The following is a 16,643-nucleotide window of genomic DNA, read 5'->3' on the forward strand; positions in this document are numbered from 1 at the left end:
CCACTACTTGTCATCGAAACTAAACTGCTGCTGTTCTGAAGGCTGTTGAGTAGTGCCAGCACTTTTCAAATTGTCGCTTTGCTGACTATTGGCACCACTTTCAAATATTGAATCTATTTGCATGAGCAAAGACGAAGGAATATCGGTATAAAACACCCCTTCACCCCGTTCGTTCTCTGGGTGCATACCGCGTAAGTAAAGGTAATACACACCGCCGAAATGAACATCAGGGTCGTAATCAGTCAGGGTATTTTTTAGATAGCGATGTAACGCCAAGCAGTAAATTAAGTATTGAAGATCGTAAAGGTGGTGCTGATTATTGTGAAACAGCGCAACGGGTAAGTAGCTATCTAAGGTATCTCCCAGCCAGGTTGATTTGTAATCCGCCACAAAAAACTGACCATCATGTTCAAAAATCAAGTCGATGAAACCGTGCATCATTCCCTGCAATTTCGTTGTAATTAGCTGAGGCGCGGCTTCAGCCTTACCGCCAATGGCGTCAGCTACCACTTGGCGGTGGCGAGCAAGAACATCACGAAGCTGAGCCCATTGCGTATCGTTCATGGGAAAGTAGAACTCTGCTTCGCGCAGGGTTTGCGCTAACGGTAAGTCACTCATGCTTAACTGCATATTAGGATACAAAGGCGTCTGTAACGTTTCTTCCAGCCACTCGTAAAGTAGCGGCGTACGCTTTTCATCTAGGCCAAAACGCTTAACAAGCTCTTTGCCAGTTTCTTCCCATTCGGGCGCACTAAAATCACTGTTTTCAAGAATATCGTGAAGCAAGTTACCTGCGCTTGCACCTTTTTCCAACGTAAAACGCAAGTCACCTTTACTGATTGTAGTTATAGCGCTTAAAGAAGGATCTGCATTACTTGAGCCTAACAGCTCTTCTCCCCCCACAAGTGAATCCGTCGCGTACACCTCTTCGTCACGAATGGTTTGAAGTACGGGCACACTTGGAAGTACTTGACCTAAAGCTTCTACTGGTGTTGTGTTTACGCTCGTACTCACCGTGGTTAAACGGCTCATCGCTGAAAATGAATACAGCCGCCATTCTTCACTCGCCGTGCCGGTAAATTGCAACGCGCTAAGTTGTGGCAGCTCGTCTTCTTGCTCAAAGCCTGAATACACTTCTTCGAACTCATCACCATCAATGTGGCTTGCATGTGACGCATTTTCTGCGGCGACCCTGCTTAACACACTTGGCCAATCGTTGTTGCCGCTGTCCCCATTTACGCCTAAGGCTCGTGCCAGTGCGCTTTTGTCATTGTTGGCAAGAGGCACAACTCCCATGTAGCAGCGGTGCGCTGCACGGGTTACCGCCACATAGGCTAAGCGCATATCTTCCGCTTCGCTTTCACGTTGAACCCTAGCTATAGCTTGTGGCGTCTGCCCCAGCTGCATCTGCAAGTCCTGCTTCTCTTCGTCGTAATAGGTAAAGATTTGCGATGTCGCCTTTCCATTTTTTGACGCGTCTTTATAGCCCGTGGCATAGGGTACAAAAACGATAGGATATTCAAGGCCTTTTGAGCCATGCTGAGTAATAAGACGGATAAGCTGACTATCACTCTCAAGGCGAAGCGTTAGCTCTTCGTCACTTTCTGGCTTGTGGATTTGCTTATTCAACCAATCCAGTAGTTGCTCAGGGCGCTGATGTGTAGTGCTGGCTTTTTCCAGTACTTCCGCTAAATGCTGATAGTTAGTTAACGCCCGCTCCACACTGTCGGCATGGGGCTGATAGCTGTCTTGCATTAAGTGCAGCAGTACGCTCATACAGCCTTTTTGAAGCCACATTTCGCGCAGGGACAGTACTTTATCAATAGCAGCATCCCACTGAGCATCATCTTCGTGATAAAGCAGTTCGATAAGGGTATTAGCGCTATAGCCCCAAAGCGGAGATGCTAAACTAGACGCTACTTTACTGGTGTCATTTGCATGCCAAATGCCATTAAGCAGCCTAAGCACGTCTTTCGCCTCAGCACTGGCAAATAGATTACTGCGATCGCTTAAATAAACACAGGCTAGCCCTTTTTGCTGTAATACATTTTTGATAGCGCCTGCTTCGGTTCTGTCTTTGACCAGAATGGCGATATCTTGAGGTTTTACTGGCGTAGTTTGACCGTCCGCCGCTTTAAAATGCGCTTCATTCAACAAGCGATAAATTTCTTGCGCAATCCACTGCGCCATTTTACGCCGCATAATGTTAGTGTTTTCTTTCTCCTCTAAACACATGCTCACGTAATTCATTGCACTGCGTTTCGGTACACTATGCTCTTCAGCAGGGTCTACCAAGGGGGTCTTAGCCGCAGCTGCTTTAGGGGTAAATTCAACAGGGTTGTAGTTAATGCCAAAGCCAAATACATCAGTGGGCGCTCCTGATGCCACCGGCGCACCGTAGAATAGTCGATTGTAGGCCCTCACCATACCTTCCACTGAACGCCAGTTGGTGTTCATCACCCAGCGGTAATCCGCCTGCCTACCGGCTTTTAAATAGGTAAAAATGTCGCCGCCTCGAAAGCGATATATAGCCTGTTTCGGGTCGCCTATCATTAGCAGCGCACTTTCATCAGCTTCAGCTAAATTAGGATATACCGAGTCTAGAATAGCGTATTGCTTAGCATCAGTGTCCTGAAACTCATCGATGAGCGCGACTGGAAACTTCTTGCGAAGTTCTGGCACAAGGGTATTGTTTGGTTTTATAACCTCATCAGCTAACATGCGAATAAGGTCGTCGAAGTCGATAACACCCAGCTGCTTTTTCTGCTTTTCTACTCGCTCTTTAATAAAGGCAATAGCTTCGATAACCAGCTCGAAAACAGGTACTTTGCCGAGTGCTTTATCTTTCTCGGCAAATGCTTTTTTAAGCGCGCCAGCAAATTCCTTAATTGGCGTTAAAATCTCTTTTACGCCTGAAGAATTCCGAGCATATCGATTTCCCTTAACAAAAGCCTCTGCTTCTGGCGGTGCGAGATAATACTGCTGCTCACTTATGCAAGAGCCTAACCATGCTTTAAGCGCAGCCAATTCTTGGGGTCTTTCTTTTTTATGGGCCGGTGTTTTAATAAGCTGCTCTACGATTAGGCCTTCGTTTTCTTCCACACTTTGCAGTAAAGATTTCGCATAGGTCAAAGAAGTGTTTGGCGCGTCATTCAGCTGCTTGTTAAAAGCCGCGTCAATGTCGTCCTCAGTAAGCATCAATGGGGTCAGAGTACTTTTTATGCTCACGTTAAATTCACGCAGCAGGCTTTCAGGTGTGTGCCAGCCAGACTCTGCCAACAGCCTGAAATCGTCCTCGCTTTTACTTATTTTTCGGATGAAATCTTCGGCAGCTTGAAGGTATAAATCGCTAGTATCGTTACCTAAATTGAGCGACATAGCAAAGCCACTGTTGAACGCTAGCTGAGTAATAACGTGCTGACAAAAACCGTGGATAGTGAACACCGACGCCTCATCAAGTTCCAGCTGCGCTGCTTTTAACAGGGCTAAACTCTCATCAGGATCGCAGCTATTAAACAAGCTCTGATAAACCGGGTCGCAGCTAGCGTCTATTTCGTTACCGTTATCTTTGGCTTGCTGCCAAATAAGCAATGCCTCTCTAAGCGTGGCTGCAATCCGCCCCTTAATCTCTTCGGTAGCGGCTTTGGTGAAGGTCATCACCAATATTTCTTTAACGCTAAGCTTTTTTTCTAACAGCAAGCGTAGGTACAAACGCGTAATGTTAAAGGTTTTACCTGTCCCTGCGCTCGCTTCAATGAGGTGTCGCCCCTTTAGCGGCATAGCCACCACGTCAAGCAATTGTGCTTCGATATGGGGTCGCTCGTTTTTGTAATTTTCAGAGGATACAGAATTCTGACTCATAACTTCTCTTCCTGAGACGCATTATTAATCATGGAAAAAAGTACAAAGGCACACAAGTGCGGGACATCGTTCCAGCTTACACCTTGCGGGAATAGCCAGTTGAGGTAAGGATTGCTTGCCATATCCGCACTGTACTGCCCGTTACTTTGTTGCCAATCGGTTAGCGCACGCTGTAGTTCAATTGTGTCAAAAAGTGCGGCAGATTGACCAAGGATCTGTTTCGCTTTTTCGTTTCTGTCATTTACTATTTCGCTAGTAGTGTCGCTATCTTTCTCAACAAACGGGCAGACTTCGTCAATTACCTGTTGAATTTGTTCAAGAATGGCTTTATCAGTTTCACTTGTAATATCGGTACTACGCAGCAGTGCATGCAGGATATCGTTAAACATATCCGGTTTTATGCTTTCAACTACGGGCTTAGTCTCTGAGTTTCTTGTGCCGGGCATAAAGGTGCCAAACAAGCTTAAATGCACTGGCGTTGGCGCCGTATAAACAGCCATGTAAAGCTGTTCTATAAACAAGAGTAACCGCACCGCAGTTTCTCGGCCATAAGAAGGGAAACGCTGCTTTTTCAATACCGTTTCGCCCTTTTCCCATGAACACGAATAAATATCCAATGGATAATTGCTGTATCTTGTTGCTTCATCACTGCATGAAAATATCAATTGTGAGATGAAAAAGCTCAGCGCGCGGTGGGAATCTATTTTACCAGCACAAAGCTCAACTAACGCGTCACTACCAACGAGGGCAGATGTGGTAAAGGTGATGTATTTACCCTGGAACTGCGCCTTTAAAGGTTCGGCATCGTGAGGCCCCATAGCCTGACTTAATGCTAACGCCCCCTCTTTCCACATTTCAACTTCATCTCTGGCAACGGGGTTATTGGGAATATCGCCCCTAAGTGACGCAAAAGTGATCACCTGTTCACCGTATGACATTGAGTCGTGTTCTTGTGACATTTTGCGTTCAGGTGATGAGAAGATGGCATCAAGCACCTGATAGCGCAGTAATGCATTGGTTTCAAATGGTTCGCTGTTTTCCAGCAGCGTAAATGACTGTGATAAATTTACACCTAGCCTTTGTATAGAAAAGTGCTCAAGAGGATCTTTAAAGGCCCTTGCAATTTGGCTATTTGATAGTCGAAGTACCTGTGTTGAAAGCGTATTGAATGACTCTTCAGGCATCGCTAAATGATTAGAGTCTTTGCTATCAACACTTGTCTTATCAGACTGTGACTTTGTATGCTGTAGCGCATCGGCCAGTCTAAGCCAACCGGTTTCGTAGCTTGGCAGTTGTCCAGTAAAACCCTCTTCACTAAAGGGGTGAAGCGGCGCATGTACTCGGTATCTAGACAAGGCCAGTGCATAGCTATTTTCCAGCATGTCCATAAACTCAGCCAGTACCAGACTAGGCTGGCGCTCACTGTTATTGGTAACATCGTTGCCTTGGTAGCTTAAGTACAGACTCTCCCGCGTCGAAATAATGGCTTCAAGGAATAAATATCTGTCTTCTAAACGCCTTGAACGATCACCAACCCTACGGTTCGCACCTGCCATTAAGTCTAGGCCTAACGGGCTTGATTTTCTTGGGAACTCACTGTCGTTTAGGCCAAGAATACACACTTTTTTAAACGGTATACTTCGCATTGGCAACATTGAACATACAGTGACCTGACCGGTCATGAAGTGGTTACCTGCGTCTGGTGATGAGAATCGATTCAGTAAAAGGTCGCGGACTTGGCGCAAGGATAATTCATGCTGGTAATCTGCTTCTTCGCATCGTGCTGCTAGATCGGCTGCAACGTTAGCAATAAGATCCCAGCTTTGCTGCTGCTCTTTTATAGGCATAAAGCACGCATCGCGAAGGTCGATTAACGCTTTAGACCACTGCTCTGGTGTTCTTGGAGCGGTTAACTCTTGTGCGAATTCTCCAAGCATTGCCACAATATCAATAAGCTTACCCAGGGTTAGCGCACTTTGCCCTTCAACATCCGGAATAGTAAGTAGGTCACTCACAACCACTTCGGCGTCTTGCGCCAACATGCCCATTAGCAGCCTACGAATGCCCCACCACCAGCTGTATGTTTCATCTAGTTTTACTCCCTCTGATACGGCGGTTTTGTGTGCGCTATTAAGTCCCCAATGGATATGGGCTTGTTTTAGCCACACCACCATTTGTTCTATGTCGTCTTGGGACACTGAAAATCGTTTTTGTACAGAATCCAGCTGCAGGTAATCCATAATATCCGATACGCCAAAGCGGCTATCAGGTAGCTGCAAAAGCGCCATAAACGCCGCGATAAGAGGCTCTGCGTCCATAGGGCTTCTATCGGCAATGGTACAGGGAAGTCTAACTTGCCCGGTGCCTGCTAAGGTTTTAGTACCAACCCTGTGAAATACGGCATCCACAAATGGCGCATAGTTTTCAATCGCCGGGCACATCACAAGAATACCTGACGGGGTACGCGTTTTATCTTGGGATAACCAATGGAGCAGGTGGTCGTGCAACACTTGCACCTCGCGAAGCGCGGAATGGGTGCACATGATGGTAACGCTATCATCATTTTGTTTTAGTTCGCTAGTGAATGGCGCAGGTTGAGCGGCTTGTAAAATATCGTTGTGGATATAATCCAGCAGACCGCGGGTAGGCTCTGTATCACCGTTTTCGACTACTTCGTCAAATTCTGGCGAATCAAAAGCGCTTATTTCAAACGTGTCCAATTCGGTAAGAAGATTAAATAGCTCTCTGCCCTGCTTACCTAAGTTGCCAAGTAATGGGTTGGACTGGTCTTCTTCCATCCATTTTTTGAGTCCTTCCAAGCGTAATAGCTTGGCTTGTTCGCTACTACTTTTCGCTTCCCCCCAATAATTTATGCTGGGGTTTAGGTGGAATATATGAATATCAATATGCTGTGCGAGGGCGTCAAAAAACGCTATTAGCTGCGGTGCCATGGTATTAATGGCAAAAACAATAACACGCTTGGGTAAATGACTAACGGGATCATTTGGTATGTCATCTGCCTCTAACCCGTCTAACGCTTCTATAGTCATTTGATGCAAACGGGCAGGATGCAACGGCTCCTCTTTGGCAAGAATACGCCAAATTTCGCTTTGCCATAATTCCATATCATCGAATACAGCCCGTTCATTAGCTTCCCACTTAAACAACCAGTCGGGGCGATATAAGAGGTACTGTTCGTACACGTCAGCTAACGCAGTAGCAAGCTGAAGACGCTGCAGGTCCTGCTCTTGCTCACTACCGGCATTTTTCCAATATCTATTTACTTGCTCAAAAGCTTCACCGTTCATCAGTGAGTCATCTTGAAGGATATTGTCAATGCGCCAAGTTAGTACTTCACGACGATAAGGGGATTGCTTGGGTACTTTATCCTGGCCTAATACAGCGCGTGCCGTATTCCACATAAAGCGTACAGGCAGCGGGTAGTCAATATTCATCGCCACGCCATGTTCAGTGGCTAATTGCATACTAACCCAATGCTGCATACCTGGGCTTTCAACCAGAATGGTTTCCGGCGTAAATACCCCTAAGGGTTGCTGACGTAAAAGCGTGGTAAGAAGAAAACTCAAGTGTTCTAATTTATTAGAGGGATATAACGCAAGCAATCGAAAAATCCTTTGTAAAACGTGCCATTAGGTTCTGAACAAAGACTATGCACGCATCGTCGAACTTATGAATTAAGTGTATCGCATTAGGCCAAGTAGTTAAGTTATTTCTCATTAAAATAGATAGGAAAATGCCTTATGAAGATAAAAACAAAGACTAAGACATTGATATAAACAACCGTATCCAATCAACTCAGTGACAAGTAATAGGAAAAAGCTAGGTATCGGACGTTCGAGAAAAGTAAAGGTATCGTTTTTAGACAAAAAAAACCCATACAGACCTCAGGACACGAAAAATCTGTATGGGTAAGGTTTACGGTCTACTCAGTAACAACGTGAATAAGCGTTGCCTGGCACTCATTCACGTTAGCGCTACTGGGCAGCACTGTTAACGCTTTAGGTTCTGCAGGTAGAATGCCAACTTTATAATGCATACAATTCAATAAGTTAGAGTTATTTCAAAAATATGAATAATCAGTCATGGTTTTACTCTGGTGCAAGTGCACCACAAGCAAGCACTTAGTAAAGAAGACGCTTCACTATTATTGGTTAAAATTTAGCAGTTTCTCCTTCATCGTCATTCAAGTACAATTTCGCCTTTAAAAGATGCATTACACATTTACGGTCAGGAGCAACAATGTTAACCGCCCAACAACTCGCCACCATGCTTTCTCTTCAAGATAAAATGAACGCCAAAGTAAACCTAGACTGGCTAAATGCAGGATATGGATACTTGCGTGCGGCTATGGTTGAGTCTGTTGAAGCCATTGAACATCACGGCTGGAAATGGTGGAAAGCACAGAAAAAAGACTTGCCTCAGCTTCAAATGGAGCTCGTGGACATTTGGCATTTTGCGCTGAGCGCCTGCATTATTGAATATAAAGGTGATATCAGTGAGTCTGCCAAAAGTATTGCGGCTGAGCTGGCAAGTGGCAACACTCAAGTGACCTTCGATGGTAAAGACTACGACGCATCTAATCAGTCCCTTCTTGATAATTTAGAATTAATGACAGGTCTGTGCGCTGCTAAACGATTCAGCGTTCCACTATTTATGTTTATCGTAAGCCAATGCGAAATGACCGCCGACGAATTGTATCGTCAGTATGTAGGCAAAAATGTTCTTAACTTCTTCCGCCAAGACAACGGTTATAAAGAAGGAACATATGTAAAAGTATGGGAAGGTCGTGAAGACAATGAGCACTTGGTGGAAGTGATGGACGCGCTTGATTTAACTAAGCCTGAGTTTAGCGATTTGGTGTACGAAGGTTTACGCGCACGCTACCCTTCTTAAACTTCCCTTAGGTCCGATAAAGCTTCATTCTAATAGCGTATTGGGCTTAGATTTTGGAATTGGGTGCGCCTGTGTGAAGACTTGAGGGGCGAAAGGAATAGCCTGTTTAACGCCTGACTGTTTTTATAAGGCTACTACAAAAAAGCTCTGTCTAAGGACAGAGCTTTTTTAATCTAGTCAGAAAAATATAGCTAAACAGGCAACTTACGCGTCAACCCATACCAATTTATCGCTGTAGTTACCTTGTATAATGTCAACAAATCGCTCTTCTAGCACGTGGCGCTTAACCTTTAGCGTTGGGGTAAGTAAATCGTTCTCAATACTCCATTCGTTTTTCATTACTACAACGCGATCCATTACCTGATGGCTCTCTAATTTAGCGTTAATAGCTTCAAAGGTTTTCTTAAGGCTCGCTTCAATGCTTGCTTTATCTTTCTTCTGCGCTTCTTCGCTTAATACCAAAAGCGCAACCGGTTGAGGTAAGTTAGTCCCCGTTACACACACCTGCTCAACAACAGGGTTTTCCATAAATTTAGCTTCAATAGGTGCTGGCGTTACGTATTTACCCTTCGCCGTTTTAAAGATGTCCTTCAAACGTCCGGTAATTTTGACGTAGCCATCGTTATCTATGACACCCTTGTCGCCAGTGCGCAAGTAACCGTCTTCGGTGAAAACTTCAGCGGTTTTATCAGGCTCTAGATAATATTCCAGCATGTTGCACGGTGACTTGACCTGAATTTCGCCCTCCTCTGATGTGCGAATATCAACACCGTCATAAGGCTTACCGATACAACCAATTTTGTCGTGCCTGAAAGGTACACTACCAGTACCGTAGGCACTGTTTTCAGTCATCCCCCACCCTTCAGAAATATAGATACCGATTTTCGCAAACCACTCAATAACAGCTGGCGCTAATGGTGCAGAACCGCTCGCCCATAGGCGCGCATTATTGATGCCCAATCCATTTCGAATCTTCTTGGCAACGATTTTGTTTAAAATAGGTATTTTAAGTAAGGTATCTAGCTTTTTCTGCGGCATTTTCGCTAATACGCCCATTTGGAACTTCGTCCATAGGCGAGGCACAGAAATAAACAGCGTTGGCTGGCAGTGACCTACGTCCCGTTGAAAGGTAGCTAAGTCCTCCACAAAATGAATTTTTCCACCGCTATAGTAGCTTGAAAGCTCCACAAGCACGCGCTCTGTGATGTGCGCAAGTGGCAAGTAGCTCATAGTGCGGTCGTTTTCATTGATACCTAGCTGGTCGAGTGAGCGGCGCGCTGCCCAACAAGCAGTATTGTAACTGTGCACGACTCCTTTAGGCTGCCCCGTACTCCCCGACGTGTAGATAATTGTCATTATGTCGTCCATATCAGGTACAGGTGAACCTGCTATCGGCGCTATATCCATAAACTCCTTCCACTGCTGTTTAGTCGCAATGTTTGGATAAGGGAAGGCAACAGTTAGATATTCAGAAGGAATTGAAGCTACCTGTTCGGCAGTATTATCAAGCTTTCCTACAAACAGCAGCTGTACATCAGCGTGTTTCAACACATACTGAACCGTATCAGGGCCGGCTGTAGAGAAAATAGGCACCGACACGTGACCTGCCATCATTATGCCCAGGTCGACAATAAACCACTCTGCACAGTTTTTAGAAAAGATACCAATACGGCTGCCTGGTGGAAAATCTAGCTCACGTAATCGTGCCGCCACCTTTCGGGCTTGCTCCGCAACTTGTTTCCAAGTGTAATCGTGATATTCACCTTTAATAGGCTGCGTAAGAAATACATCGTTCCCACGGCTTTGTTCCCAGTGGTACAACATACTTAATGGCGATGTTATTACTTCCGTGGTATTTGCGTTTGCTGTCATGTCTAGCGGCATAAGTCACTCATATGTTGTTATAATGTAGCTCATTTTTACAATGATTTCACAGACTTCTAATAAGCCTTATTTTTTATTGAAAAACAAGCTTTTTAAACAAGCGTTTACATTATTTGCGATGAATAACAACACTTTGAGCGCTAGATTTAGTTTTTTTATATATGCGGCTTTTCACTCTTTATGATTGTTTAACGTTAGAAACCGCTACTAAATACGTTCACTTAGACCAATTTTCAAACAAAATAGGTGCTATTTCATCTGCCGTGCATGGCTTTGCGTAAAAATACCCTTGATGGAAATAGCAAGCCTTTCCGATAAGTTCGTCAACCTGTGCTTGTGTTTCAACGCCTTCAGCAACACAACTCATTTTTAAATTGGTAGCGAGCGCTATGGTCGTTGTTACTAGGGCTTCGTTGGCATTACCCGGTGCCATCTCATTAACAAAGCTTTTATCGATTTTTAAAACCGATAATGGATAACGTTTCAAATAGCTGAGTGAAGAATAGCCAGTTCCAAAGTCATCCAGTGCTAAAACAAAGCCTTCTTTCACAAACCGCTCAATTTGTCTTAGCGCATTATCGCTATCATCCATCAATACGCCTTCAGTTATCTCAAACCTAAAGGCCTCCTTAGGTAAACCAAACTCATTGAGAAGGCCCAATACTCCACTCAAATCAAACTCAGTCTTAAAGTGAAGGGCTGATAAGTTAATTGACACATACCCATTGAAACCTTGTTCGTACCACGATGACAAATCTTCAGCCGCCCGGCGCATGGCTTGACGGGTTACTTCAATGATGTATTTAAGCTCTTCCAAAACAGGAATAAACTGATCGGGGAATAGCGGTTCGTCGTCTAACCTCCCCCTAAGTAGCAATTCTACTCCAACCGTTTTATTAGTTCTTGCATCTACTATTGGCTGGTAATGATTAAAGAAGCAGTCATCTGAATATGCGCGCTTTACCTTGTTTTCTATCTGCAGCCGCGTTTTTGCGCGCTCATTCATATCACTTGTAAAGTAAGTAAATCCGCTCAACGCATCTTTTTTAGCGCTATACATAGCAACGTCAGCTTGCTTAATGAGCTCTGCGGGTTCTGACGCATCTTCAGGGTAAAAAGCAATGCCTATACTGCAAGAAACACGAAGCACCTCATCAGCCAATGAAATTGGTGTTTCTACCGATTCGATAATTTGCGCTACAAATGAGCTTAAATCATCGTCGGCGCCCACCTCTTCAATAACAATAACAAACTCATCGCCACCAAGACGCGCAACCGTTCCCGACTCTGCCACTAGGTTTCGCATTCTGTTAGCGACAATACGCAGAAGTTTGTCACCATAATCGTGTCCTAAAGAATCATTGATGCCTTTGAATCTATCTAAATCTAGAAACATCACTGCCACGCGATGATAGTGATGACGAGCGAGCCCTATGGCGTGCTCGAGTCGATCTAGCAGTAGTGTTCTGTTTACTAAGCCAGTCAAACTATCGTATGTGGCGATTTTAAGCAGCTTACGCTCTGCATTTTTTTGCTCGGTAATGTCGGATATTACAATCAGGTAGTGTTCAGGTTCATTGGTTTCACCACTTACCGCTGTGATATCTATCAAAACGTCGTAACGCTTACCGTCAGCACCATCAATAGCAGTCTCGTCTTTCCAAAAGTCACCGCCTTGCATTTCAGGCAACTTGCCTGAAAGATGCCGGTTGAGGTTGGGATAACGCAGGTAAAGGCGAGCCAACTGTTTAGGCAGTGGCTCTCTGTTGTTAAATCCAAATACTTGCTCAAAGGCAGGATTAGCGGCAACCAACCGCTTATCTTTATCAAAAATTAATACCCAGTCTCGGGTTTGTCTAAACGCATCGCTAAATAAAGTAACCTGTTGCTGTGCCTTCTGAAGCCTAAATAGCTGACGCTGTCTAGACAGTAAATAAGCCACTAAAAGACCGGCAACAAGAGTGGCATATATAGAATACGCGAGAGGTGAACGAAGCGGAGCATGAGGCATAGATAGCGTGATTTCCGCTGGCAGCACACTAAAGTCGAAGCTACCTGGCGTAGGTGCCACGGTGAAAACATAATCGCCTGGCTCAATATTGGTAAAGGTTATCTTCGCATCGTCGGTAACGCCTTCAGTAACCACGCGATCACCATTAAGAAGCTTATAGTAATATTTTACTTTGCCTGTTCCAGACATAGTGAGCGAAGAAAAGTGGATCGTTAATCCATAGTCTTCATAGTTTAAATTAAAGTGATGGCCGCTTAAGTTTTTGAGGGGTTGGCTCAGCACACGATTGTCTACCGCCACTTCTGTGATCGCCGTCTTTTTACTAAGCAAACTTCTGTCTGTATCCAAGCTTTCAATCTGTGAGGCCGAAAATACAACGGCACCGCTTGTTGAACCATAAGCTAGCCGTCCATCATTAAGCTTCAGTGAAGCACCCTGATTAAATTCAGAAACACTTAACTCTCGACCGTATATGAAATTTTTAATTTGTGCCGTGGAGGGATCGTATCTGTGAAGACCTTTATGGGAGCTAAACCAAATGTTCCCAAACTCATCTTTTTGAAGCCCATACACTATGTTTGATAACAAAATATTGGTGTCGTTTAAATTGTATAGCGGTTCGAACGTGTCGACATCGACGCCAATTAGACCGACTCCACTATAGGCAAGCCAAAGTACGCCCATGTCGTCAATGACCCATGATGATATTGAGCTTTCGTTTCCTCGCTGTGCCTCTGGAAAACGATAAACCAGTTCATGTTGCGACGTTGCGGGATCGACTAACCACAATCCCCCCTTGGTAGCCAAGAACAACCTATTATTGTGATATGTAGACTGGCCGATAAAGCCGTAAGAGAAATTGATGTCGAAGACTCGTGGGTCTAACTCTAGTGAAGTAACGGTTTTTTTATCAACGTCATACTTAAAAAAGCCCTCATATCCAATAAAGTATAAAATGCCTTCATTAGATAAGATCATGCCGGGGATATAGGTGTCGAAGACAGTGTTATCTCCCCTATTTGTTACTTCAGGACGAGATATTTCTTCTGTTTTCGGATCGAATAGTCGTATTCCTTCGTAAGTACTGACTAACAACTTTCCGTCCTGCAACGGAATTATTTTATCTACCGTCCCCTTACCATATACTTTGTCGTCGAAATAAAGAAACTTTTCAGATGTGTTTGTTGTGAAGTTGTAGTGGTTGAGTCCATTTTCAGTACCTATCCAAATTTTATTGGGTTCTGTTTCCGCGAAAGTCCACACCACATGACTGGTGAGTGCGCTCTTTACTGCCGCTCGTTCGTTCTGAATAGCAAAAATGTCAGCACTTTTGACTCCAAAGTATAGCGCGCCTGCATAGACCGAGCTCATCCACAAATTATCAGCCTCGTCTTTCGCTATTGCTGTAATTTTTTTATTAGAGATTTCTGTAAAGCCGTTATTGGGCTCTAAAATATGTTCATTCTTCCAGCCGCTCGATGTTTCAACCAGTTGATACAGGCCTTTATTAGTGCCCATCCAGAACGAATTGTCTTTGTGCTGAACCATAGTCCACACATTTCTGTCAGTGACAACTTGCTCAAACACACCTTCTTTAACCCCGTTTACTTGCTCTAAAAAATCTTTTTTTTGTGCGACGAATACACCAAGTACCGTTGAAATCCATACTCTGTTCTGCTCATCCAACAGCAGAAATTTTGCATTAATATTGTCAATATTTTGTGGTGTCTCGCCTAAGTAATCCAAGCTAACAAGCGGCTGCTCTGTGTCCTGTATATTTTTTACATAAACGCCTTTGGATGTCGCTACCAGCAAGGTATCGTCAATAGTAATAGCAGCACGAATAATATGATTATTCTCTAAAAGCTCTGAAGGTAGCTTAGCGATGCTAGTTAGTTTGTTTTTTTCAGTATCAAACAGCTGCACTTCTTCGTTGAGCGCAAGGACCAATTCATTTGGGGTGTACCAGTGAAATGTCTCTGCATGTTGAACATGCTCTTCAAATTCGTGATAACTCGCTGGCTCTATTTGAATGACTTTTTGCGTAGAAAAATCAAGGTAATAATTGCCTTGTCCATAAATGCTAAACCAAAGCGCCTTAGAACCTTGCAGCGCTAATCTGTATACTGACGAATCGAGCAGCGTATTAGTCGAATCTGTTATCCGTTTAGTTCTTACGCCGTCCCAGCGAACTAAACCACCGTCGGTGGCAATCCAGACGAACCCATCGTCACTTATCACAATGTCGTTTACGACATCCTGAGGAAGACCATTTTTTGTCGAAAGCGATTGGAAAACTGGGTTGGTAAGTCGTGGAGAAGCCTCTGCATAATTACAAACAGTAAAAGCCAAAAGCATCAGGTAGGATAAAAACTTCATCGAAAGTTGTTCGCATAATTTAAATTTTTATTATGTAATTTAGTGTACCAGAATGTTCGAAACATGGGCAGTTTCGATACAAGGTTTTTACAAACCTTAGCGATAAGGCTATCACATTGATATTAGTAAACTAATTCTTCCTAATTTTGCGAAATAAATAGCGCCCCAAGCACACTACCGAAAGAGTGAACTATTGTTAATCTTGTTTAACAGGGACTCGCCCTACTGGTACAACTTGACGGCGAATGCTGGGTTGCGGAGATAACCGATACAGATCGCCATTTTGACCCACATAGTGCTTAGTTACACCGCAGGCTTTCGCTATATCGGCGTGTGCTTGTAAATGCAGGTGCTCACCGTGAACCGGAATAGCAATTTTAGGTTTTACCCAGTTATACATGAGTTTTAACTCTTCTGCGCAAGGATGACCACTGGCATGTATAGGTAAGGCACTGTCCTCACTATGAATCACCGCTACGCCTTTCGCCGATAACGCTTTACTTAGACGCCCTACACTCTCTTCGTTGCCTGGAATGACGATGGATGAAAATATGACAGTATCACCTTTGTCCAAACTTAAGTGTGGATGATTGTCCCGAGCCAGCCGGGCTAACGCTGTATTTTTCTCGCCTTGACTTCCGGTAGCCACCGCTAAAACTTCGTGTGGGGGTAAATAACCCAGGTGCTGAGGATCGGTTATGGGTAAATCATCGGGCCAAATTCCTTGTTGCTTTGCAATGCCGTACATGTTTAACAAGGAACGTCCGTATAGCGCCATGTATCGCTTCGTTTTTTTAGCAACTCTAGCCAATGAAACAAGCCTTGCAATGTTGCTGCCGAAGCACCCTACAATCACCCTACCTTTAAGCGGGGAAATAGTACTGAGTAAACCGTCATAACAGTTTCTTTCCGAAATCGAAAATCCAGGCTTAGGAGCATTAGTAGAATCACCGACTAACGCAAGAATGTTTTCATTACCCAGCTGCTTGTAGAGGTTTACATCAAAAGGCGAACCCGTAATGGGATTGGCGTCAATTTTCCAGTCAGCAGTGTGTAAAACAGTACCTGCGAGAGTTTCAATTTTAAGGGCAAAGGGCTCAGGCAAGGAGTGTGTAATGGCCAACCAGCTCACGCTGAAAGAGCCAATGTGCCGAGTGTCGCCAGCATCGACTTCAACAATGGGGATACGATTCGCAAGCTTGCTCCGAGCTAGCTTGCGTCGTAAGACTTCGGCAGTAAATGATGTAGTATAAATGGGCGATTGAAATCGCTCCCAAAGGTAAGGAATAGCCCCAACATGATCCTCATGAGCGTGAGTGATCACAATTCCCGCTAACGCATCTTTTTGCTTAGCGATAAAAGACGGATCAGGCGCCACTACCCGGTGCGTGGTGACCTTTTTTGAAGCACTTCCTTCTTCTTCTTCGCCATCACCACCACTCTTGTACCTCGGAACGAGGGGCTCATCGAAAGACACTCCACAATCCACCATCAACCATTGACCATTGTGTCCGTATAAATTCAAATTCATACCAATTTCGCCGGTCCCGCCTAAGGGGACAAACCACAAGTCATCAATGTTTGGGTACAACAA

The 16,643-nt window shown here is 44.4% G+C and carries 6 protein-coding genes; 1 reads left to right on the plus strand and 5 read right to left on the minus strand.

The features are described 5' to 3' along the window. Nucleotides 1-3 precede the first annotated feature (3 nt). Both recB and recC read right to left on the minus strand, forming a co-directional pair. Complete coding sequence (gene recB, locus ACYX4M_RS18005; RefSeq protein ID WP_476081159.1) at nucleotides 4-3,861, minus strand: exodeoxyribonuclease V subunit beta; 3,858 nt, start codon at nucleotides 3,859-3,861, stop codon at nucleotides 4-6. Next, a complete protein-coding gene (gene recC, locus ACYX4M_RS18010; RefSeq protein ID WP_476081160.1) occupies nucleotides 3,858-7,484 on the minus strand; it encodes an exodeoxyribonuclease V subunit gamma in 3,627 nt (1,208 codons plus the stop codon). Before recC ends, recB begins: the two co-directional genes overlap by 4 nt. A gap of 637 nt (nucleotides 7,485-8,121) precedes the next feature. Here recC and ACYX4M_RS18015 point away from each other — a divergent pair. After that, nucleotides 8,122-8,775: a dUTP diphosphatase gene (locus tag ACYX4M_RS18015; protein WP_476081161.1), complete on the plus strand. Its 654-nt coding sequence runs from the start codon at nucleotides 8,122-8,124 to the stop codon at nucleotides 8,773-8,775. A 204-nt stretch (nucleotides 8,776-8,979) separates the two neighbouring features. On the opposite strand, the gene ACYX4M_RS18020 is transcribed toward ACYX4M_RS18015, so the two are convergent. The 3 genes from ACYX4M_RS18020 to ACYX4M_RS18030 all read right to left on the minus strand — a co-directional run bounded on the left by ACYX4M_RS18020 (nucleotide 8,980) and on the right by ACYX4M_RS18030 (nucleotide 16,643). Next, nucleotides 8,980-10,659 carry an AMP-binding protein gene (locus ACYX4M_RS18020; protein ID WP_476081162.1) on the minus strand — a complete coding sequence of 560 codons (1,680 nt, stop codon included), beginning with the start codon at nucleotides 10,657-10,659 and terminating at the stop codon, nucleotides 8,980-8,982. Between the two features lie 217 nt (nucleotides 10,660-10,876). Then, a complete protein-coding gene (locus tag ACYX4M_RS18025) occupies nucleotides 10,877-15,049 on the minus strand; it encodes an EAL domain-containing protein (RefSeq protein WP_476081163.1) in 4,173 nt (1,390 codons plus the stop codon). A 196-nt stretch (nucleotides 15,050-15,245) separates the two neighbouring features. After that, the gene (locus ACYX4M_RS18030) at nucleotides 15,246-16,643 is read right to left on the minus strand and encodes a ribonuclease J (protein ID WP_476081164.1); all 1,398 of its coding nucleotides are present in this window, start codon (nucleotides 16,641-16,643) and stop codon (nucleotides 15,246-15,248) included.

It is taken from the genome of Alteromonas sp. ABV4_150 (genome assembly GCF_056311745.1).

Coding starts and splice junctions, on each gene's coding strand:
- recB (WP_476081159.1), bottom strand. CDS start 3,861: ATGAGTCAGAATTCTGTATCCTCTGAAAATTACAAAAACGAGCGACCC.
- ACYX4M_RS18015 (WP_476081161.1), top strand. CDS start 8,122: ATGTTAACCGCCCAACAACTCGCCACCATGCTTTCTCTTCAAGATAAA.
- ACYX4M_RS18020 (WP_476081162.1), bottom strand. CDS start 10,659: ATGCCGCTAGACATGACAGCAAACGCAAATACCACGGAAGTAATAACA.
- ACYX4M_RS18025 (WP_476081163.1), bottom strand. CDS start 15,049: ATGAAGTTTTTATCCTACCTGATGCTTTTGGCTTTTACTGTTTGTAAT.